This window comes from Peribacillus sp. Bi134 (genome assembly GCF_918698065.1).
Classification (GTDB): Bacteria; Bacillota; Bacilli; order Bacillales; family DSM-1321; genus Peribacillus.
Window position 1 is genome coordinate 420,172 of sequence record NZ_CAKKLN010000002.1, and the last position, 20,891, is coordinate 441,062.

The window sequence follows — 20,891 nt, forward strand, 5'->3', positions numbered from 1 at the left end:
TCTGACTATCCGGAGAATATCAAACTAATTCACTTGTATATATTGACACATATCTGAGAGATGATAGAATAAGAATGACTGATAATGATAATGAATCTCATTATCACGAATGGAAGAACCTTGTAACTATTGCAACTTCATAATCGCGATTTCATTAGTTGACTTTGCGATAGTCTGTATTCAAATATATTTAATTAAAAATATTATCGCTGTATTAAGTGAGATAGGAAGAGTAGGAAATGTAGATGAAGATAAGATATTTATTCATGGCGTTAATTGTTTTATCATTTACGTCATTATTCATTGGTGTAAAAGATATTACCCCCCTGGATTTATTGGATCTAAGTGATGATAAAGTGCAAATCATGCTGCAAAGCCGTTTCCCCAGAATGGTGACCATAATCATTGCCGGTATTGTGATGAGTATAAGCGGTCTGATCATGCAGCAATTGAGCCGCAATAAATTTGTATCCCCAACGACTGCCGGTACCATGGACTCTGCAAGGCTGGGACTTCTTCTTGCCATTATCATTTTTCCATCGGCAGCACTTATTGAGAAAATGGCATTCGCTTTCATATTCGCTTTGGCAGGTACATTCTTGTTCATGAAAATTCTTGATCAAGTGAAATATAAGGATACGATTTTCATTCCATTGGTTGGTTTGATGTTTGGTAATATCATCGGATCCATCTCGACTTTCTTTGCCTATAAATATGATTTGATTCAAAGCCTCAACACATGGATGAATGGGGATTTCTCGATGATCATGTCGGGAAGGTACGAACTTATATATCTAAGTATCCCTCTCGTCATTCTCGCATACTTCTTTGCCAATAAATTCACTGTGGCAGGGATGGGTGAGGAGTTTGCTATCAATCTAGGACTCAATTATAAGCTTATAGTCAATTTTGGGTTGATCATCGTGGCATTATCCTCCACTGTCGTTTTGTTAACGGTGGGAACGATTCCTTTCATAGGGTTGATCGTACCAAATATTGTATCCCTTTACCTTGGTGACAATTTGAAAAAGAGTCTTTCTCATACAGCATTGCTAGGGGCAGTTTTCCTATTGATCTGCGATATTCTGGGCAGGATCCTCATATATCCATTTGAAATCCCGATCGGACTTGTGGTTGGTGTGATAGGAAGCGCCGTATTTATCTATCTGATAATGAGGAGAAAGGCATATGAATAATAAAAGTAGAATCATTATATTGGCTGTTCTTGCAGCTGCTTTAACGGCAGGTTATATCTTTTGGGACCTTGGCCCGAATTGGGATTATGCTCTGCCGAGAAGGGTCATAAAAATCATCGCCATCATCGTGGTAGGCTGTGCAATAGCTTTTTCAACAGTGATTTTCCAAACGGTCACGAATAATAAAATCCTGACACCAAGCATTTTAGGGTTGGACTCCATGTATATGCTGATCCAAACGGGAGTCATTTTCATCTTCGGTTCAACGCATATCATGATCATGAATAAAAATCTCAATTTCCTGATTACACTTGCGGCCATGCTTATTTTTGCAAGCCTGCTGTTCAAGTTCATGTTCAAGAAAAACCGCAATATTTACTTCCTATTGCTGATCGGTATCATCTTCGGAACCTTATTCGGCAGCATGTCTTCATTCATGCAGGTATTGATTGATCCGAATGAATTTCAAATCATTCAAAATAAAATGTTCGCCAGCTTCAATAATGTCAACACGGACCTATTAACGCTAGCTATTATCCTCATGATAGCGGCAATGATATATTTCATGAGATTCTTGAAGTATTTAGATGTCATGTCCCTAGGGAGGGACCAAGCCATAAACTTGGGTGTGGATTATGATTTTGTCACGAAGCGGGTTTTAATCGTCGTTACGGTTTTAATCTCCATTTCGACTGCCCTGATCGGTCCGATCACGTTCCTCGGATTGCTTGTTGCAAATGTGGCTTATCAATTCATTAAGTCCTATCAGCATAAACATATCATCCCGGGTGCAATGCTGATCAGTGTGATTGCCTTGGTCGGCGGCCAATTCATCGTAGAGAGGATCTTTACGTTCTCAACCACATTGAGTGTCATCATTAATTTTGTCGGCGGCGTCTATTTCATCTATCTTCTATTAAAGGAGAATAAATCATGGTAGAAGTGAAAAATTTATTCAAAAAATATAATAATAAAACGGTTGTCGAGGATGTTTCCATTGAAATAAAGAAAGGGAAAATCACATCCTTCATCGGTCCCAATGGAGCGGGGAAAAGTACCGTCCTTTCGATGATCAGCCGTCTCATTACCCGGGATTCAGGAGAAGTCCTGATCGAGGGTAAGGATATGGGGAAATTCAATAGCAATGAACTTGCGAAAAAGATTGCCATCTTAAAGCAGGCTAACCATATCAATATCCGTTTAACGATTCGTGAACTCGTCGCCTTTGGCCGTTTTCCTTATTCACAAGGCAAACTGACTAAAGAGGATTGGAGATACGTCGATGAAGCGATTGAATATATGGAACTCGCTGACATGCAGGATAAGTTTCTTGACCAGCTTAGCGGCGGGCAGCAACAACGGGCCTTCATTGCCATGGTTATTGCTCAGAACACGGAGTATGTACTTCTTGATGAACCCCTGAACAATCTTGATATGAAGCATTCCGTCCAAATCATGAAGGTATTGAGAAGATTGGCCGATGAATTAGGCAAAACGGTCATCATCGTCATTCATGATATTAATTTTGCATCCTGTTATTCCGACTATATTGTCGCATTGAAGGATGGCAAGGTTGTTCATAATGGACCTACCGAACAAGTCATCAATTCCAATGTATTAAAGGAAATCTATGATATGGATATTGAAATCCAAAGCATCAATGACAATAAGATCTGTGTGTACTTCACGTAAGACAATTCCATTTGGTTTTAAATTACTTCAGTATTCGTAGCCGTCCCAGAATATCTCAAACGCACATTAGGCTGTTAAGAGTTGGCGGGCGCCCAGGACTTTAGCCGCCTCCTGTTCATATGGCAGGGAAAGTGATGAAGGTAAACTCTGTGAAGGTGAGGATTCAATATGTAATTTTAAATAAAAAAATACTTTTCGAGGTGACCATAATGATTAAGAAATTATCTTTACTGCTTTTGGTTGCAATGCTGGCTGTAGTGGCTGTAGCTTGTGGATCAGATAAGGAAAAAGAAGAATCAAGCGCGAAAAAAGAAAATGCTAAAAGCGAAGAAATTACAGTTAAGCACCAACTAGGAGAAACGAAAGTAAAAACAAACCCTGAAAAAGTCGTTGTATTCGATATGGGTACTCTTGATACTCTTGATAAATTGGGTGTGGAAGTAGCAGCTGTTCCTCATGATGGCCTTCCAGAATACCTTTCTAAATATGAAGGTACAACTGAAAATGCCGGTGGGTTAAAAGAGCCTGACTTCGAAAAAATCAACGAAATTGCTCCTGACTTAATCCTAATTTCTGGCCGTCAATCTGAAGCATATGAGGAATTAAGCAAAATTGCCCCTACTGTTTTTGTTGGTGTAGATACAACAAAGTATATGGAATCCTTTGAAGAAAACGTAACACTTTTAGGTAAAATCTTCGATAAAAAAGACGAAGCAGCTAAAGAATTGGCAAGTGTTGAAGAAAACATTAATGCTTTGAAAGAAAAAGCTCCAACTGACAAAACTGGTTTAATCGTTCTTTCTAGCGGCGGAAAAGTAAGTGCTTACGGACCGGATTCAAGATTTGGAATCATCCATGATGTATTCGGAGTACCTGCAGTAGATGATAAATTGGAAGTATCGACACACGGTCAAAGTATTTCTTTCGAATATATTGCTGAAAAGAATCCTGACTACCTATTCGTTGTAGATAGAGATGCTGTTGCCGGTGATGGTGCTGCAGCGAAAGAAACGATTGAAAATGACATAGTAAAAAATACAAAGGCATTTAAAGAAGGTAACATCATTTATCTAGACCCTAACTACTGGTACTTATCAGGCGGCGGTTTAGAATCTGTTAACGCTATGGTTAAAGAAGTTTCAGAAGGCATTAAGTAATATAAATATGATTAAAGAAAATCCTGTCCTCGATCGAGGGCAGGATTTTTTTTTTTTTTATAATAAAGCTCGATGAAACCAATATACTAACAAAGGGGACAAAAGAATTCACATATAAAGTTGAGAAACACAGGTAAGCTTATAAGGTCCCCCACGACCAAATTAAGGAGAAATGGGAAAAGGACAAGGTATATTCACACCAGTTGCTTTTTATAGCTTATATAGGCTGAAATCGAAGGAATGTGACCCTACAGCCGATATGAAAAAATTCAGTTTCTTCCTATTATAATGTCAAATCCATGGATACTTGAAGCTTTCCGTTTCCAAGAGGAGTTTTATAAATTGTAATTTAAGTTAATTTTGGTAAATCAAATCTTTTATGGATGATAAAAATTATCCTGAAAGTAAAAATATAAAACTAATATGATCAGGATTTTCAGGAAATATTTTTGAAAAAAGCTAATAAAGAAGCCGGAGGGAATGATGTCGATATTACACGAAATCCATTTGTTATTTTATGGGATTTTGGAGCGGCAGGATGCAATTATGAATGAGTCAAACTTTTGCACGCTTGGGTTTTGAATGGGGTAACAAAAGTGCGGAGGAGAGATGCCATCCATGTATTCGGCAATCCAGTTTCAACTGTCGAATTATCGGGAAAGGAATCCTCGGAATTACAGGTATTTTTCAATAATTGAAGATTTATATCCTTACATATTTTGTAATGTACTGGTTTTTTTATAAAGAGTCGTTTATAATGGAAAAGGTTCAAGGACGTGAAACTAAAACAGTGACTGTCATCCGCAGTCACCCCAAAAAGTTACGGTAATATTTATTGGATTAAGACATGGAGTTCCTATATATTTGTTATAGGTGCGCTGAACATTCGAGACGGGCGAACCTCTGTATTTTTTCAAAGGCTTGTTCATAAGCTAAAGAAGTGTTCTGGATTTAGAGTTATGGATGTGACAAAAGGTGGTTTTCACAATCTTGACTATCCAAGTGAAAGAATGCTATTATAAGGTTTCCGTTTTTCCGTCTTTTGTAAGTTTGTAAAAATTTATATAAATAAACCACTAGATTAATAGAGGTGAAAGCATGAATAATTTTCTTAAAAAAAGCCGGCATTTATTTGCAGATAACATACTAGGCTTTTTCTTTATTGCGGTAGTCTTGTTTTGGATAAAAACTTATATTGGATATCGAATTGAATTTAACTTAGGTCTTGAGAATGGACTGCAACAGTTCTTGCTGTTCATAAACCCGATTAGTTCAGCCATATTATTCTTTGGCTTGGCACTATTGGCTAGAGGCAAAAAATCGTTTAAATGGATCATCAGGTTGAATCTATTGATGTCCCTATGGTTATTCTTCAATATTGTATACTACCGGTCATTTACCGATTTCATTACATTGCCAACCCTGACGCAAGTACAAAATGCCGGGGATTTAGGACCGAGTATTTTAGAATTATTTAAAGGTCATGATGTATTTTATTTCCTTGATACGGTTCTTTTGATCGTATTGTACAGATTCAAAGACTTTAAAGTGGAAGACTTCAAAGTCAAACGCCGTACAGTCGGAATGGTTTACCTAGCGGGACTTGCAATTTTCGCGATCAATTTAGGACTTGCTGAAAAGGATCGCCCGCAATTATTATCAAGAACATTCGACCGAAACTATATCGTCAAATATTTGGGCATGTTCAACTATACGGTTTATGATGCCGTTCAGAACACTAAAACATACGCTCAGCGTGCGACTGCTAACAGCACGGATATCGCAGAAGTCGTCAACTATACGAAAGCAACAAGCGCTGAACCGAACCCTGAGTATTTTGGTGCAGCCAAAGGTAAGAATGTCATCTACCTGCATTTGGAATCAATGCAGAATTTCCTGATTGATTATAAGTTGAATGGGGAAGAAGTAACTCCATTTTTGAACTCACTTGCAGCAGATAAGTCAGATTTCATGCACTTTGATAATTTCTTCCATCAAGTAGGCCAAGGTAAAACGGCGGATGCTGAATTCATGCTTGAAAATTCCCTGTTCGGGTTACCACAGGGGGCAGCATTCACAAACCGTTCCCAAAATACGTATCAAGCGGCACCAGCTATTTTAGGACAACAAGGATACACATCTGCTGTGTTCCATGGTAATTACAAATCTTTCTGGAACCGGGATAATATGTATAAGTCTCTTGGTTTTAACCAGTTCTTTGATGCTAACCATTATAATATGGAAAATAAAGAGGAAGTACTAAGTTATGGATTAATGGATAAGCCTTTCTTTAAGGAATCGATTCCAATGTTAGAAACGCTTAAACAACCTTTCTATACAAAATTCATAACGGTGTCTCATCATTTCCCATATTCGATGGACCAGGAAAAAGCAACGATCGGTAAGCATACGACAGGCGATGCTTCCGTTGATAGTTACTTCCAAACTGCACGCTATGCCGATGAGGCGCTTAAAGAGTTTTTCGATTATCTGAAGGAATCCGGTCTATATGATAATTCGGTAATCGTTATGTATGGTGATCACTATGGTATTTCCGAAAACCATAAAGAAGCCATGTCAAAAGTGCTTGGCAAGGATGTTGGCGCATTTGAGAATGCCCAATTGCAACGTGTACCTTTATTGATTCATGTTCCAGGTGTTGAAGGCGGGGAAATGCACCAATACGGAGGACAGATTGACCTTCTCCCGACTTTATTGCATCTGTTAGGAATTGAATCTAAAGATTATGTACAATTCGGTTCAGATTTATTGTCAAAAGATCATAATGAAGTAGTTCCTTTCAGGAATGGTGATTTTGTAACACCGGATGTCACTTCCATTAAAGGGAAATACTACGATACTAAAACAGGAGAATTGGTCGAGGAAAATGATGATATCCTCAATTATAAAAAGAGAGCTGAAACGATGCTCAATTTATCCGACCAAGTAGTGAATGGCGACTTACTCCGTTTCTACACTCCAAATGGTTTTAAACCGATAGACCCTGCTGATTATGATTACACATATGATGAAGAGGCTTCTAAGGAAGATAAGACCGATAAATAAGGCTAATGAAAAAACAGGCAGGAAGCCATCGCTTCCTGCCTGTTTTTTATATGTGTCATTCTTTATTGGTCATCATGGCAATATACTTTCTAATTTCATCAGGCTTCCCTGCATATTTTTCAGCACGCTGTTCATCCTTCATGATTTTATCCTTCGCTTTATTCAGAATTTCTTCACCCTTTGCTTGTGGCACGACCACGACTCCATCCATGTCACCTATGATGATGTCACCTGGAAGTACCGTGACACCTCCACAGGAAATGGTGATATTTGTTTGGCCTACACCTGCCTTGCCGCTTGAGGCAACCGTCGTCCCTTTGCTGAAAACAGGGAAATTCAATTCTTTAATCGCTTCAAGATCGCGAATGACTCCATCGATAACGAGACCGCCAACTTCCATGGTCTCCATCATGCCGACGACAAAGTCTCCTGCTATAGCCCGGTATGTATCACCCTTGCTGTCAACGACAATTATATCCCCAGGCTTTGCTTCACCAATTGCTTTTAACACGGCTGAATTATCACCGACGGGCATCTGTACGGTCAAAGCTCGTCCGGCCAGACGAAACTCTTCCTTTAAGGGTTTAATCGCCGATTCCAGATTGCTCAACCCGTCCATTGCATCAGAAATCGCCGTGGTGGGCAAATTCCTGAACTGTTGAATAAGAGTATCCATGACTATGATTCCTCCTTAAGAGTTAATGAATATAGCCTAATTATACACAAATCCTGTAATTTTCTAATAACTTTCCGTTTGATAAAATGGCAAATGTAGTGTAAACAATTTATGAAGGGGGAGGGAAGTTCTTCTGTCGCAAGGGGGTTCAAGTCAAATTCCTTTTTAATCAATCGTTTGATTAAACTTTTTAGATCATCGTTATGAAGGAATTGAAATCACTTAGCAGTAAGGGTGAAATCCAACGCGCCGGCCTGTTGCCTGCTTGGTTCCGTATGTACTTCTGAATGTTGCGCATACCCTCGGTGTTTTCCTGATGTGGGTGTCAGCGAAGAAATCCATAACTCAACCAGTGTGCGGGAGGCTAATTACAATCTTCAAAGCAGGAGCAGAATCAAGACGGATGTTGCCAGTGTAAGCCAAAGGGGACTGAAAATTTCTGGATGAATGATTAAAAAAATGATTCCTGCAATAGTGGCAGCCTGCTGTATGGTCATATGTCTGATAAAGTGGATTCCAGCTTTAAAACAGGCTTTAAGCAGAGGCATTTGATTCATTTTCATTCCTCCTTTTTCTTTCAATAATATGACCAGGCATAAAAGAAAATACATAGGGATTCGTTTTCTGCTCAATTATTACGGGTATAGTAAAGGTAAAATAAAAGGAGGAATCTAGGTGGTCATTGTATATATTAGTCTTGCCCTCTTTATCGGAGCGATTATCTATTTAGCGTTTTTTGCTTTTAAAACATTTAAGGATTCCAAACCCACAATTGAAAATGTGACTGAAACCGTTACACGCATCCAGGCCAAAACGGACCAGATTAAATCGGAGACGGACCAACTCGCCATGACACAGCAAGAAATCACTGAAGATGTCCAATATAAAAAAGAGGCCGTGCAATATACGGTTGAGGCGGCTAAAGAAATACCTGAACCCTTTAAAAATATTTGGTTTTCAATTAAAGGTGACAAGTGGAAGCTTAGAAACAGAAGCGATGCATAAGTGTTTGACCGATTTGAAATGTACATGATATAGTATGGAAATAATAAGTTTCTAGGGTTCCTCGGCTGAATTTTACCGGAATGGTCCAAGAGAAACGCGCAGAAACCTGCGTACACGGAGGGAAAAAAGCCCGGGAGGTTATGATTTATGACCTTTCGGGCTTTTTTTTGTAATTGGAGGGAAAATAGATGGCATGGGTTCAATTGGTGATTGCAGGATTATTTGAAGTGGTATGGGCGACAAGTTTAAAGTATACCGAGGGTTTTACGAAATTATTACCTTCTATCATTACGATTGCTGGCATGGTTATTAGTTTTTACTTTTTGTCATCGGCTATAAAAACGCTGCCTATGGGGACAGCGTATGCAATTTGGACAGGGATAGGGGCTCTTGGAGCTGTTCTGGTAGGCATCATCGTATTTAACGAGCCTAAGGATGCGATGCGTTTGGTATTCGTCGGTTTCATTTTGGTGGGAATAATCGGCTTGAAGGTCACTTCTTCTGAATAATCTATCCACTCCTCGCAAATAGTAATGTTAAATGATTTTTGAGGAGTGAAGAATATGAATTATAAAGCGATAGTATCAAGTGCGATGATGGCTTTAGTGATTACAGGTTGTGCGACTAATGATAACGAAGGAGCCAGTGAAAATCTTGGCCTGAATCGTTCCCATCAGGATAATTTAGATAATCCGATGAATGTAAGCGACACAAGGCAAAATGTTAATGATGAAAATAATGCTAATAATAATAATGGTATTAACGGTATGAGAGTCTCCGATGATATCTCAAATCGAGTTGAAGCCATGAAGGAAGTAAGTAATGCGAGTGTCATCGTGACTGAAAATAATGCTTATGTAGGGGCAGTATTAAAAGATGGCGGGGATAAGGATATCTCGAATGACCTTAAAGAAAGGGTTGCTGATACAGTAAGGGGAGCCGATCCATCAGTAGACCAAGTTTATGTGTCGGCAAACCCGGATTTTGTTCAAAGAATGGAAGGGTATGCGAATGATATCGAGAATGGAAAACCCGTTGCAGGATTCGCTGAAGAGTTCCGTGAACTTGTAACACGGATTTTTCCAAGTCAAAGGTAATTGGTTATTATTGAATTAAAGACTTATCCGGTGGATTCCGGATAGGTCTTTTCCTATTTTAAGGATATCGGTGGATCATGACTAACTTTAAATAGGGTGGTTACAATAATCGAATGAACTAAAAAACTTTTGAAAGGTAATGGGGGTGGGATGGTGAGGTTTTTTAAGGGCAGGGGGAAAATGGATGAAGCATCCTTTCAGGTTACTTCCAAGGATTTTCAGGAACTCCTTAAAAAATTTAAGGCATCTGATGATTTTCTTACCTTCCAATTCCCGAATGATGATGGCTATATCATCTCCTACTTCAATTCACTGGTTAGTGCACAACAGCTTCATGAACAAGTATTGGCAGTCATGTCGAATCAACCAAAGAAGGATCTTAAGCAACTAAAAGGCGATATTCCGATGGAAGATATGAAATTGACTGCTGATCTAAAAGACATTCAAAGGTTGGTTTTGGCAGGATCGATCATGATCCAATACAAGCAAGATGATGAAATATTTTTGCTCATTCCATGTGTTCACAGTGTGAAAAGGCAAATTTCCACACCCGAGTCGGAGTATACCGTCGTTGGGTCCAAGGAGGCCTTTGTTGAATCGCTTGATTCTAATTTGAATCTGATCCGTAACCGGTTGCCCACTCCTGAATTGCAGTCCAAGGAATTTCGGGTCGGGAGCATCTCGCAAACAAGGATAGCGGTACTCTACATAGATGGGGTGGTAAATCAAAAGATCATTAAGACAGTCATGCAGAGAATTGAAGATATAGAATATGATACAATCGTCGATATTTCGTTTGTAAGCCAGATGATCACGGATAATCGGAATTCGATGTTTCCCCAATTGATTGACACGGAGCGGCCTGATCATCTGGCCAGTGTATTATCGGAAGGGAAAATAGGGATCATGCTGGATGGGTCTCCTCATGCATTGGTTGGTCCAAATACCATCATTTCATTCTTCTCGTCATTTGAAGATTATTTTCAAATTTGGAATCTCGGTACTTCATTCCGTTTGATTCGGCTTTTCGCAGTGCTGTTTTCCGTTTTGTCTTCACCTCTGTATGTGGCCGTTTTAACCTATCATTATCAAGTGATTCCAACGGATTTGCTGCCAATCTTAATATCATCCAGGGGAGTGATCCCTTTTCCGCCGATCTTGGAAGCGATCGTGCTGGAAGGGACGATCGAATTGCTGAGGGAAGCGGCGGTCAGGCTGCCTGCTAAGGTTGGCTCTACCATCGGCATTGTTGGCGGTATAGTCATCGGTACAGCCGCTGTGGAAGCGGGATTTGTCAGTAATGTCTTGTTGATGCTTGTCGCTTTGGCTGCCTTGGCTTCATTTACGGTGCCGATTTATCAAATCAGCAATACGATTCGTCTTATCCGCTTCCCCTTTCTAATTGCAGCCCAGTTATACGGGCTGTTTGGAATAGCGTTATGCAGTGCCTTCATTTTAAGTCATTTATTGAAATTGACTTCGCTTGGCAGTCCATATTTAGACCCGCTTTACCCCTTAAGAATTCATGACTTTAAAGATAGTCTGATTCGCCTCCCTTTTTCAAAACAGAAAAAACGCCCGCAGTTTCTGCGGACGGAAAATCCAATAAGGATAAGGAAGGAGGCGGAAACGCGAAACTCCCATAATGATATCGATGAATAAGGTATAGAAAGCGGTGAGAAGGTATGGAAGTCAAACCAAATGAAACTAAACAAATATCTCCATTTTTTGTTTTTTTTCTGATGCCGGGCATGCAGATTGGAGTAGGGATATTGGGGTTTGAACGGATCATAGCGAAAGAGGCTGGCCAAGACGCATGGATATCGGTCCTCATATCAGGGTTGATCATAAATGTTCTGCTTTGGATGTGTTTCAAGCTTTTAGGCAGGGGTCCCCAAACAATTGACTTGGTCGCCATCCACAAGGATTTATTTGGTAAATGGGTCGGAAATGCTTTCAATATTTTATTCATCCTCTACTTTATAATGATCTCCATCATTCTTATCAGGACTTATTTAGAAGTCATTCAGGTTTGGATGTTCCCTGGTGTCAATGTCCTGATGCTAACAACCATCATTCTTATGCTCGTGTATAGTTTTGTGGAGGGAGGTTTCAGGGTCATTACCGGTTTTTGCATAATCGGGCTTATTATCGGATCGCCATTATTCCTTTTGAATTATTTCCCATTGAAGTTTGCCCACTTTGAAAATTTGGGTCCATTTCTTGATCATTCCTTTTTGGCAATCATGAAGGCCTGTAAGAAAATGACCCTGAATTACCTTGGCTTTGAATTGCTCCTCATTTATTATCCTTTCATTAAAAATCGTGAAAAATCTCAAAAGTGGGCCCACTTAGGGGCGTTGTTTACTATGTCGATTTATTTAGTATCGATTGTTGTTTCATTAGCCTACTATCATCAAGATCAGCTGAAAGATGTAATTTGGGCAACTTTGACGTTATGGAAAATCGTAGACCTTCCATTCATTGAAAGGTTCGAATACATAGGGATTTCCGTTTGGCTGTTCATGGTGCTGCCGAATGTTTGCATAGGGGTTTGGGCAGCAAGCAGGACAGCAAAAAGAGTATTTGGATTAAGACAGAAAAAGATGTTGGTTTTCATTCTGATCATCATCTTAGTTTCTTGCATTTTTTTGGATAACCGCTATAGAATCGATAAATTTAACACGATCAGTTCGCAAATTGGTTTTTATATCGTTTATTTGTATCTTCCACTCCTATTCCTATGGCAGTCGATCGTCTATAAAGTCAGGGGGCATAAATCATGAAAATCAAACTACTCTTTATAATATTATCAGGCTTTTTGATGACGGCGTGCGGCGTGGAAAAGCAAATATTAGAAGATATATTAATTGCTGAAGTCGTTGGTTATGATGATGCCGAAGAGAAAAGAATCAAAGGTACGGTCGTTGTCAGTGTTCCTCAGCCTGGGGAGGAAGCAGATCTGGGTAAAGAAGTATATGAAGCGAACTCCCATGATATAAAGGCGGCCCGCCAGCAAGAAAATGCAAAAACACCATACCCGATTGTCGGCGGGAGACTGTCAGTCATTCTATATGGTGAAGAATTGGCAAGTAAGGGGTTGAATGATTATGTCGATACATATAGGCGTGACCCAATGGTGGGAAGGGATTTGTATTTAGCGGTCGTTCATGGCAAAGCGGAGGATGTAGTTAAAATGGAGCCGAAGTTGATTAAAACTCCAGGAGTTCAAGTGAAAGAGCTGATCGAACAGAATATTAGGACTAATTTGCCTGATGTAGATCTTCACAGGTATTTATATGCGTATCATGGTAAAGGAATCGATCCGGTCATGCCTTTATTGGAAACAACAGGAGACCAAATACGGGTGAGAGGGATCGCCTTGTTTAAAAAGGATCGTTATATCGGTAAATATATCCCTTATGAAGACGGCTTTTTATATAAAGTCCTTAGTGAAAACTTTAAGCTGGGGAGTTATGAAATTAAATGGAAGGAAAATGACTTTACCGATATCAATAACGTGGAGTCACGTGTCCATTATCATATTTCGAATGCCAATCAAGACCCCAAGGTCAGGATTGGAGTGAAAATGAAAGCGAGTCTGCTGGAGGTCCATGGCTATGACTTGGGCAAAGCGGTCGACCTGAATAGAATAGAGGCCAGGGCCGAGCGGATCATTGGTAAAAAATTAAATGAGATGGTAACCATGTTTCAGGAGAACAATATAGATCCGCTTGCACTCGGTGATCATGCTAAAAGTAAAACAAGAAATTTCGATCAAAAACATTGGGAGGAGGCATATCCCGATATTCCGATCGAGGTCGATCTGGATATTGAAATGATTCAAACGGGAATAGCTGAATAAAAGTAGAATATTCTGGAGTTTCCCCCTTTATAATAGGGTATTGGTGTAATGATTGTGCTAATGCGGCTAAAAAGGGGGAAAAGCATGGACAAAGCATGGTGGAAAGAGGCAGTTGTGTATCAAGTGTATCCAAGGAGTTTTATGGATAGTGATGGTGATGGGATAGGGGATATAAACGGGATATTGATGAAACTCGATTATTTACAAGAACTGGGTGTGAACGTGATATGGCTATCCCCAGTTTACCAATCTCCCAATGATGACAATGGGTACGATATCAGTGATTATAAATCAATCATGACTGAATTCGGGACAATGGCTGACTTCGATAGGTTGTTGACGGCAGTTCATGAACGTGGAATGAAGATCATGATGGACCTGGTGGTCAACCATTCTTCAGACGAACATCCGTGGTTCGAGGAATCGCGATCCTCAAAAGATAATCCGAAACGTGATTATTATATTTGGAAACCTGGCAGGAATGGGAAGGAGCCAAATAATTGGGAGTCCATTTTTAAAGGTTCGGCATGGGAATATGATGAAGGAACCGATGAATATTATTTACATTTATTCAGCAGGAAACAACCGGATTTAAACTGGGAGAACCCTAAGCTCCGTGAAGAAATCTACAGTATCATGACATGGTGGCTGGATAAGGGTGTCGATGGCTTCCGGATGGATGTCATCAACTTCCTATCAAAAGATCAAAGCTATTCGGATGGAGCCGTTCGCCATGAGAAGCAGTTTGGTGACGGAAGCCCATTTTTCCTGAATGGCCCGCGCATACATGAGTTTTTACAGGAAATCAATCAACGGGCGCTTTCTGGGTATGAGGTGATTACGGTTGGGGAGATGCCAGGCGTCACACCGGAGGACGCACAATTGTTCACAGGTAAAGATCGTGGTGAGCTACATATGGTCTTTCAATTCGAACATATGGATTTGGGGAGAGGGCCTGAAGGAAAGTGGAGTAATGATAAGTGGAAGCTTACCGATTTAAAGCGAATTCTTTCCAAGTGGCAGACTGGTTTGGAGGGGGATGGCTGGAACAGTTTATACTGGAACAACCATGATCAGCCCCGGGTTGTCTCAAGGTTTGGTAATGATGGAAAGTATCGTATTGAAAGCGCTAAGATGCTTGCTGCTTGTCTTCATATGCTTCAGGGTACACCTTATATATATCAAGGGGAAGAGCTGGGCATGACCAATGTTGCATTTGAAAGCATCGATGAATACCGGGATATCGAAACATTGAATTCATATGACGAACTAGTCAATTCTCATGGCTGGTCAAAAGAGCGGATGATGTCAGCCATTCACGCCCGCAGCCGAGATAATGCGAGAACACCGATTCAGTGGAATGACTCCCGGAACGCAGGATTCACGCAAGGGACTCCTTGGATTAAGGTTAATCCCAATTTCCCCGAGATTAATGCAGAAAAGGCCTACAATGATCACAATTCCATTTTTCATTTTTATAAAAAGCTTATCCAATTACGCAAGGAACATGATATCGTCGTTTATGGCCGTTTTGAACTGCTGTTCCCGGATGATGAACGAATATTTGCCTACACGAGATCGTTGGAAGAAGAAAAGCTGTTGGTGATATGCAACTTTAAAGAAGAGCAGGCCTCCTATACTTTGCCTGAAGAGCTGCATGCATATTCTGCCACAAAGCTGATCGGCAATTATGATCAGGAGGAAGAAGGAATCTCCAGCAAACCCCTGCAACCATATGAATGCCGTGTTTATCAATTGAAATGAAAAAAGGACCTGTTCTTCTTCGATTAGGAAGAACAGGTCCTTTGCGTATTATTTTGATTTAAGGTCACATTCCTCAAGCGGAATGATTTTCGTTTTGTGCTTAATTTTATAGCCGAACCATAAGACGAAAAATAGAATCAAGCCAATGTAGGAAACGAACATTGAATTCCAGTCGATCCCATCGCTGCTGAAAGCTTGATAGCCTTGTCCGATAATAATGATAATACAAAGGACAAGTGCGAATATAGGCCCGAATGGGAAGCCTTTTGCCCGGAATGGTAAAGCATTCATATCAAGGCCTTGAGCTGCGTAGGCTTTGCGGAACCGATAATGGGCAATCGCAATCCCTACCCAGGTGACGAATCCCGCCATGCCTGAAGCGTTCAATAACCAGATATAAACGACGCCATCACCGAAAAACGAAGCTAAGAATGCAACGCAGCCAACTAAAGAAGTCACGATAAGGGCATTCACGGGTACTCCTCTTTTATCTAACTTGCCTAGGAATTTCGGTGCTTTACCATCACGTGCCAAGTCCCATAGCATACGGGTTGAAGCGTACATGCCAGAGTTACCGGCTGAGAGTACGGATGATAAAATGATCGCGTTCATGATGGATGCAGCAAATGCAAGGCCGGCCCTTTCAAATACAAGCGTAAATGGACTTACGGCAACATCTTCACTCAATAAACGTGAATCGGTAAACGGAATGATCATGCCAATTACAAAAATGGCTAAGATATAGAATAAGATGATACGCCAGAAAACGGATCTGATCGCTTTTGGGATATTTTTTTCTGGATCCTCACTTTCACCTGCAGTCACTCCAAGCAATTCCGTACCTTGGAATGAAAAGCCGGCAGCCATGAATACGCCTAGAATCGTGAAGAATCCTCCGTTAAAGGGACCTTCGCCCATTGTGAAATTGGAAAAACCGATTGGGTCTTTGCCACCCATGATTCCGAGAATGATCAGTACACCCGTGATCAAGAATATGACGACTGTCACGACCTTGATCATGGCAAACCAGAATTCTGTTTCCCCGAAACCTTTAACTGACATGTAATTGATAAGAAACATAATGATTAACGCAATGGCACTCCAGATAATTGAAGGGCTATCCGGGAACCAGAACTTCATAATTAAGACAACGGCTGCCAATTCGGCAGCAATGGTGATTGCCCAGTTATACCAGTAGTTCCAACCAATCGCAAAACCGAAAGACGGATCGACGAATTTGGATGCATAGACACGGAACGAACCGGCCACTGGCATGAACGCTGCCATTTCTGCAAGACTTGTCATTAAGTAATAAACCATGATGCCGATGATTGCGTATGCCACCAAGGCACCGCCGGGTCCGGCTGAATGAATGGCCCCGCCACTAGCTAAAAATAAACCTGTTCCAATCGTTCCACCTAATGAAATCATCATTAAATGACGCGCTTTCAGGCTCCTTTTCAGTTCAGTAGGGCTTGATGGTGATTGTGAATTTGACAATTGATGTTACACTCCTTTTTATTGGAAGGGAACGAAAAATAAAAAAACAGCAGTCGAAAAAGATCGACGGCTGTTTATAATAAACCCGTTTATCCTTCCGAAGATAGCTCCCCACGCTTTTCTGAAAAAACGTGACAGTGGTGTTCCTGTTCGGTTACACCGCCAGCAAGAATATACATGGAATATACCCTAACTTCGGCAACTTATCCTTTCAAACGGAGTCTTTAATTTTCCAGAATCTCGTCCGTTTTACTTTTATAAGCTGCAGCCTCTAACTCATCGGTAAATGAGGAAGTATTCAATTTTCTATAATCGTTTGCGTCAGTTTAATAGGTGACGTCGGACGATTGTACTCATGAAATTCATGCAATCGTTAATAGATTGCTAGTAATTGAGTAAACTTTACTATATCAAAATTATAAAATAACTTCTGGGATATCGCAATGATTATTTTAGGTGGTTATTTTTTCCTAGTTGAATGATGGCAGTAAGGAAGAATTCAAGTGACGATATACTAAAATAAAGCATCCTGATAACTAAACGGTTTTCCTTTTTATTAGGGCGTAGTCCAGTTTTACATGTTTGACCTCTCCAGGATTCTCAAATAGGTCCACTGCCATTTTCCCAATCCATTCCAGCGGTAAGGAAATGGTCGTGATGTCGAGCATTTCGCCAAGGCTATCATTATTGAAGCCGAGAATGGCCACATCTTCCGGTACCCTTATACCCGATTTCTTAGCGGTAAGAATGAATCCTGCCGCCGTGTCATCATTCGTGATGATGATGGCTTCAGGTTTATCCATCATCGAATTCCATTCCTGAAACAATTGTTCACCGTCTTTGATGTGATAACTGCCTTCAAACAGCCATTCTTTATTGTTTATCAGTTGATGTTTACTCATGATATCGTTAAAGGCTTTTGTGCGGTGGGAACTATTTCTGCTTTTTTTACGGCCGAGGCTGTATCCGATTTTCTTATATCCTTTAGCGATCACGTACTCAAGGGCACAGGAGAAAGCTGCATAATGATCAATGCTGATGGATGAGAATTCAGCCTGAGCTGTATCTTCACATAAAATAATCGGTCCGTATTTTTGATATTCCAAGAGGATTTTCATTTCTGAAATCCTTGAACAAACGATAATGCCATCGAGCTGCTTCATTTGCAGCATATTAAAAGCCTGGATTTCTTTCTCTCTATCATAATTTGTTTGAAAGATGACGATATGACAGCCGATTGCATTTGCCTGTTTAGTGATTCCGTTAACGATTGCCCCGTAATATGGGTGATTGTTGAAGGGGATGATGATGCCGATAAGATTGGTCTTGCCTTTTGAAAGATGAATGGCGTTGATGTTTCTCGTATAATTCAAACGATTGATCGCTTCTAAGACGCTCTTTCTTTTATCGGGGCTTACATATGGATGATCATTCAATACACGAGACACTGTTGAGACAGATACACCAGCACATTGAGCTATTTCTTTAATATTTGTCATGGTATCACCGTTTTTTCTTTTTTTTTATTGTACAGTATGAAACCCATTTCAGGGCAAGGGAACAGTGTGGGACTGCTGAAGATTTCTTCAAATAAGGTCTTGTTCTGGTATTGGTTTCATCCTTTAAGATTTGTTTAAGTCTTAGAGGAGGAGGAAATCATGATGTTCCAAACTTTAATCACCCTGGTTGTGCTTTGCGGAATCGAATTGGGATTTGCGTACTTGGCAATTTCATTGAAACAGGAAAAATGAGTGGCAATGCCAGTCAAGAATTCCGCGGTATTACCACGTTTACTCGTGAATTTTGGCATTTTACTCGTGAAATTCACACATTTACTCGTGAATTTCATGTCGTCCAGAAATAGCTCCCCTATATTATATTCACCATTAAAACTCCACAATATAAATATAACTTCATCGTTACGTATCATGTACGGAATGACTGGCTGTCAGGGAGCTCCCTAGTGAGATTCCTGACAGTTTTTATTGTGTGTAAAAGTCATTCGCCTTTTTGAAATGTTTAAAAAATAGTTGCACTTTTTTTGTATATTTGTGTATAGTATAAAATAAGTTGTGTAGAGGAAACTTTTTAGCATTTACGACAATGTAAAAAAATTTACACTTAATTTTGCGTTCGGCAAACATTTTTAGGGAAATGAAAAAGAGGAGGGAATATGGATGGGTTTTCTAAAATCTATTGGGGGTGTGCTTGCTGCATTGCTGATTTTAACGGGGTGCGGTAATGATACAGCCGATAGGGATAAAGGCAATGGCAAGCTAAATGTCGTTACAACAACGGGAATGATTGGGGATTTGGTTGAGAATATCGGCGGTAAACATGTCGAGGTCACCAGTTTAATGGGACCGGGAGTCGACCCCCATCTATATAAAGCGACACAGGGTGATGTTAAGACACTGGATTCGGCTGATATGATTTTTTATAACGGATTGCATCTTGAAGGGAAAATGACGGATATATTTGAAATGATGAGTAAGGATAAACCGACGATTGCCGTAACGGAGGACTTTAAGGAGAACCAGCTTCGTAAAGTGAGTGCAACGGACCATGATCCCCACGTATGGTTTGATGTAAAGCTTTGGATCGTTGCGGCGGAGGCAGTTAAGAAAGAATTGATTGCCAATGATCGGGAACATGAAGCAGAGTATCGTGAAAATTATGAGGAGTACGTCCTGCAATTGGAGGAACTTGATAAATATGTTCAAGAGGAAATTAATAAAGTACCGGAAGATCAACGGGTTCTCGTTACAGCACATGATGCTTTTGGATACTACGGGCAGTCATATGGCCTGGATGTAAGAGGGCTCCAAGGGATCAATACTTTATCGGAATATGGATCAAAAGATGTGACGGATATGCGTAATTATCTTGTGGAGAACAAAATAAAAGCGATTTTCATTGAGTCAAGCGTACCAAGGAAGGCTATCGAGGCTGTCATTCAAGGGGCAGGTAAGCAGGGTCACAAAGTGGAAATCGGCGGGGAATTGTTCTCGGATGCAATGGGTGAAAAAGGGACGGAAGAAGGAACGTATATCGGAATGGTCCGTCATAATACAGACACCATCGTCCGTGCATTGAAATAAGGGGGAGAAACTATGAATCAAGCAGCTTTGAAGGTCGAAAATTTAACGATTGCTTATCATAAGAAGCCGGTTGTCGAAGATGTCTCGTTTGAGGTGCCGGAAGGAAATTTAATTGGTATCATAGGCCCCAATGGAGCAGGGAAGTCCACTTTGATAAAGGGAATACTCGAATTGATTCCAAAAATATCGGGGCAAATCACAATAAAAGGATCTACTTATAAATCGATGAGGAAGAGTATCGGTTATGTACCACAGCGGGAGTCAGTGGATTGGGATTTTCCGACCAACGCACTCGATGTCGTGATGATGGGCAGATATGGTCATCTCGGATGGCTGAAGCGGCCAGGGAAGTCCGAAAGGCAGAAGGGGATGGAGTGCCTGGAAAAGGTGGGGATGGCTGAATATGCTAACCGCCAGATCAGCCAGCTATCAGGCGGGCAGCAGCAACGGATATTCCTGGCCCGTGCATTGGCACAGGAAGCGGATATTTATTTTATGGATGAACCGTTCGTAGGGGTGGATGCCGCAACGGAGAAAGCAATCATACAATTGCTGATGGAATTGAAGGAAAAAGGCAAAACCGTCCTGGTTGTGCACCATGATCTATCCACCGTGAAGGAATATTTCGACTGGACGATGTTATTGAATAAAAAGGTGATGAAAATAGGTCCGACAGAGGAAGTGTTCATTCCCGAATACTTACAGGAAACATATGGAGGCCGCCTAGCGATACTATCAGACACAAAATCCGGCCTTTTATTAAAATGAGGTG

Annotated in this window: 18 protein-coding genes and 2 riboswitches; of the genes, 14 read left to right on the plus strand and 4 right to left on the minus strand. The window is 40.5% G+C overall.

Translation table 11 applies throughout. The annotated features are described in order from the left end of the window. Positions 1–245 precede the first annotated feature (245 nt). From LQ188_RS04960 to LQ188_RS04980, 5 genes are all read left to right on the plus strand, one after another. Positions 246–1,196 (plus strand): ABC transporter permease, encoded by a 951-nt coding sequence (locus LQ188_RS04960; protein WP_230176181.1) that lies wholly within the window; start codon positions 246–248, stop codon positions 1,194–1,196. Further along, positions 1,189–2,136, plus strand: a complete 948-nt coding sequence (locus tag LQ188_RS04965; RefSeq protein ID WP_101223683.1) for an iron chelate uptake ABC transporter family permease subunit — start codon at positions 1,189–1,191, stop codon at positions 2,134–2,136. Before LQ188_RS04960 ends, LQ188_RS04965 begins: the two co-directional genes overlap by 8 nt. Continuing rightward, positions 2,130–2,888, plus strand: coding sequence for an ABC transporter ATP-binding protein (locus LQ188_RS04970; protein WP_101223682.1), 759 nt, complete (start codon positions 2,130–2,132; stop codon positions 2,886–2,888). The genes LQ188_RS04965 and LQ188_RS04970 overlap by 7 nt, the downstream gene beginning before the upstream one ends. 209 nt (positions 2,889–3,097) lie before the next feature. After that, positions 3,098–4,045: a siderophore ABC transporter substrate-binding protein gene (locus LQ188_RS04975; RefSeq protein WP_101223996.1), complete on the plus strand. Its 948-nt coding sequence runs from the start codon at positions 3,098–3,100 to the stop codon at positions 4,043–4,045. A 1,098-nt stretch (positions 4,046–5,143) separates the two neighbouring features. Further along, on the plus strand, positions 5,144–7,111 hold the full coding sequence (locus tag LQ188_RS04980; protein ID WP_101223681.1) for an LTA synthase family protein: 1,968 nt from the start codon (positions 5,144–5,146) through the stop codon (positions 7,109–7,111). A 55-nt stretch (positions 7,112–7,166) separates the two neighbouring features. Here LQ188_RS04980 and LQ188_RS04985 read toward each other — a convergent pair whose 3' ends face one another. Both LQ188_RS04985 and LQ188_RS04990 read right to left on the minus strand, forming a co-directional pair. Further along, a complete protein-coding gene (locus LQ188_RS04985) occupies positions 7,167–7,787 on the minus strand; it encodes a regulator (RefSeq protein WP_101223680.1) in 621 nt (206 codons plus the stop codon). A gap of 377 nt (positions 7,788–8,164) precedes the next feature. Beyond that, a complete protein-coding gene (locus tag LQ188_RS04990) occupies positions 8,165–8,344 on the minus strand; it encodes a hypothetical protein (protein ID WP_101223679.1) in 180 nt (59 codons plus the stop codon). 118 nt (positions 8,345–8,462) lie between these two features. On the opposite strand from LQ188_RS04990, the gene LQ188_RS04995 reads away from it, so the two are divergent. The 7 genes from LQ188_RS04995 (at position 8,463) to LQ188_RS05025 (ending at position 15,518) form a co-directional block, all read left to right on the plus strand. Beyond that, positions 8,463–8,792 carry a DUF948 domain-containing protein gene (locus tag LQ188_RS04995; RefSeq protein WP_101223678.1) on the plus strand — a complete coding sequence of 110 codons (330 nt, stop codon included), beginning with the start codon at positions 8,463–8,465 and terminating at the stop codon, positions 8,790–8,792. A 40-nt stretch (positions 8,793–8,832) separates the two neighbouring features. Next, positions 8,833–8,931: riboswitch (guanidine-I (ykkC/yxkD leader) on the plus strand. A 49-nt stretch (positions 8,932–8,980) separates the two neighbouring features. Next, positions 8,981–9,301: a quaternary ammonium compound efflux SMR transporter SugE gene (gene sugE / locus LQ188_RS05000; protein ID WP_101223677.1), complete on the plus strand. Its 321-nt coding sequence runs from the start codon at positions 8,981–8,983 to the stop codon at positions 9,299–9,301. Positions 9,302–9,355: 54 nt separating this feature from the next. After that, positions 9,356–9,889: a YhcN/YlaJ family sporulation lipoprotein gene (locus LQ188_RS05005; RefSeq protein WP_101223676.1), complete on the plus strand. Its 534-nt coding sequence runs from the start codon at positions 9,356–9,358 to the stop codon at positions 9,887–9,889. 150 nt (positions 9,890–10,039) lie between these two features. Further along, the gene (locus LQ188_RS05010) at positions 10,040–11,551 is read left to right on the plus strand and encodes a spore germination protein (RefSeq protein WP_230176182.1); all 1,512 of its coding nucleotides are present in this window, start codon (positions 10,040–10,042) and stop codon (positions 11,549–11,551) included. Positions 11,552–11,574: 23 nt separating this feature from the next. After that, positions 11,575–12,675 carry a GerAB/ArcD/ProY family transporter gene (locus LQ188_RS05015; protein WP_230176183.1) on the plus strand — a complete coding sequence of 367 codons (1,101 nt, stop codon included), beginning with the start codon at positions 11,575–11,577 and terminating at the stop codon, positions 12,673–12,675. Then, entirely contained in the window at positions 12,672–13,754 is a 1,083-nt protein-coding gene (locus LQ188_RS05020; RefSeq protein WP_230176184.1) for a Ger(x)C family spore germination protein, read from the plus strand. Before LQ188_RS05015 ends, LQ188_RS05020 begins: the two co-directional genes overlap by 4 nt. A gap of 84 nt (positions 13,755–13,838) precedes the next feature. Further along, positions 13,839–15,518, plus strand: coding sequence for an alpha-glucosidase (locus LQ188_RS05025; protein ID WP_230176185.1), 1,680 nt, complete (start codon positions 13,839–13,841; stop codon positions 15,516–15,518). A 48-nt stretch (positions 15,519–15,566) separates the two neighbouring features. On the opposite strand, the gene LQ188_RS05030 is transcribed toward LQ188_RS05025, so the two are convergent. Then, on the minus strand, positions 15,567–17,018 hold the full coding sequence (locus LQ188_RS05030; RefSeq protein WP_230176186.1) for an amino acid permease: 1,452 nt from the start codon (positions 17,016–17,018) through the stop codon (positions 15,567–15,569). Between the two features lie 96 nt (positions 17,019–17,114). Beyond that, positions 17,115–17,300: riboswitch (Lysine riboswitch) on the minus strand. Positions 17,301–17,554: 254 nt separating this feature from the next. After that, positions 17,555–18,517, minus strand: coding sequence for a LacI family DNA-binding transcriptional regulator (locus LQ188_RS05035; protein WP_101223671.1), 963 nt, complete (start codon positions 18,515–18,517; stop codon positions 17,555–17,557). Positions 18,518–19,195: 678 nt separating this feature from the next. Here LQ188_RS05035 and LQ188_RS05040 point away from each other — a divergent pair. Both LQ188_RS05040 and LQ188_RS05045 read left to right on the plus strand, forming a co-directional pair. Further along, on the plus strand, positions 19,196–20,119 hold the full coding sequence (locus LQ188_RS05040) for a zinc ABC transporter substrate-binding protein (protein WP_101223670.1): 924 nt from the start codon (positions 19,196–19,198) through the stop codon (positions 20,117–20,119). Between the two features lie 12 nt (positions 20,120–20,131). Continuing rightward, positions 20,132–20,887: a metal ABC transporter ATP-binding protein gene (locus LQ188_RS05045; RefSeq protein WP_101223669.1), complete on the plus strand. Its 756-nt coding sequence runs from the start codon at positions 20,132–20,134 to the stop codon at positions 20,885–20,887. The last annotated feature ends 4 nt before the right edge of the window (positions 20,888–20,891 follow it).

Bases quoted from the DNA above. Each gene is read 5' to 3' on its own strand.
- LQ188_RS04975 (WP_101223996.1), top strand. From the start codon at position 3,098: ATGATTAAGAAATTATCTTTACTGCTTTTGGTTGCAATGCTGGCTGTA.
- LQ188_RS04985 (WP_101223680.1), bottom strand. From the start codon at position 7,787: ATGGATACTCTTATTCAACAGTTCAGGAATTTGCCCACCACGGCGATT.
- LQ188_RS05045 (WP_101223669.1), top strand. From the start codon at position 20,132: ATGAATCAAGCAGCTTTGAAGGTCGAAAATTTAACGATTGCTTATCAT.
- LQ188_RS04970 (WP_101223682.1), top strand. From the start codon at position 2,130: ATGGTAGAAGTGAAAAATTTATTCAAAAAATATAATAATAAAACGGTT.
- LQ188_RS05005 (WP_101223676.1), top strand. From the start codon at position 9,356: ATGAATTATAAAGCGATAGTATCAAGTGCGATGATGGCTTTAGTGATT.
- LQ188_RS05025 (WP_230176185.1), top strand. From the start codon at position 13,839: ATGGACAAAGCATGGTGGAAAGAGGCAGTTGTGTATCAAGTGTATCCA.
- LQ188_RS04965 (WP_101223683.1), top strand. From the start codon at position 1,189: ATGAATAATAAAAGTAGAATCATTATATTGGCTGTTCTTGCAGCTGCT.
- LQ188_RS05035 (WP_101223671.1), bottom strand. From the start codon at position 18,517: ATGACAAATATTAAAGAAATAGCTCAATGTGCTGGTGTATCTGTCTCA.
- LQ188_RS05040 (WP_101223670.1), top strand. From the start codon at position 19,196: ATGGGTTTTCTAAAATCTATTGGGGGTGTGCTTGCTGCATTGCTGATT.
- LQ188_RS04960 (WP_230176181.1), top strand. From the start codon at position 246: ATGAAGATAAGATATTTATTCATGGCGTTAATTGTTTTATCATTTACG.
- LQ188_RS05015 (WP_230176183.1), top strand. From the start codon at position 11,575: ATGGAAGTCAAACCAAATGAAACTAAACAAATATCTCCATTTTTTGTT.
- LQ188_RS04990 (WP_101223679.1), bottom strand. From the start codon at position 8,344: ATGAATCAAATGCCTCTGCTTAAAGCCTGTTTTAAAGCTGGAATCCAC.
- LQ188_RS05010 (WP_230176182.1), top strand. From the start codon at position 10,040: ATGGTGAGGTTTTTTAAGGGCAGGGGGAAAATGGATGAAGCATCCTTT.
- LQ188_RS05020 (WP_230176184.1), top strand. From the start codon at position 12,672: ATGAAAATCAAACTACTCTTTATAATATTATCAGGCTTTTTGATGACG.
- LQ188_RS04980 (WP_101223681.1), top strand. From the start codon at position 5,144: ATGAATAATTTTCTTAAAAAAAGCCGGCATTTATTTGCAGATAACATA.
- sugE (WP_101223677.1), top strand. From the start codon at position 8,981: ATGGCATGGGTTCAATTGGTGATTGCAGGATTATTTGAAGTGGTATGG.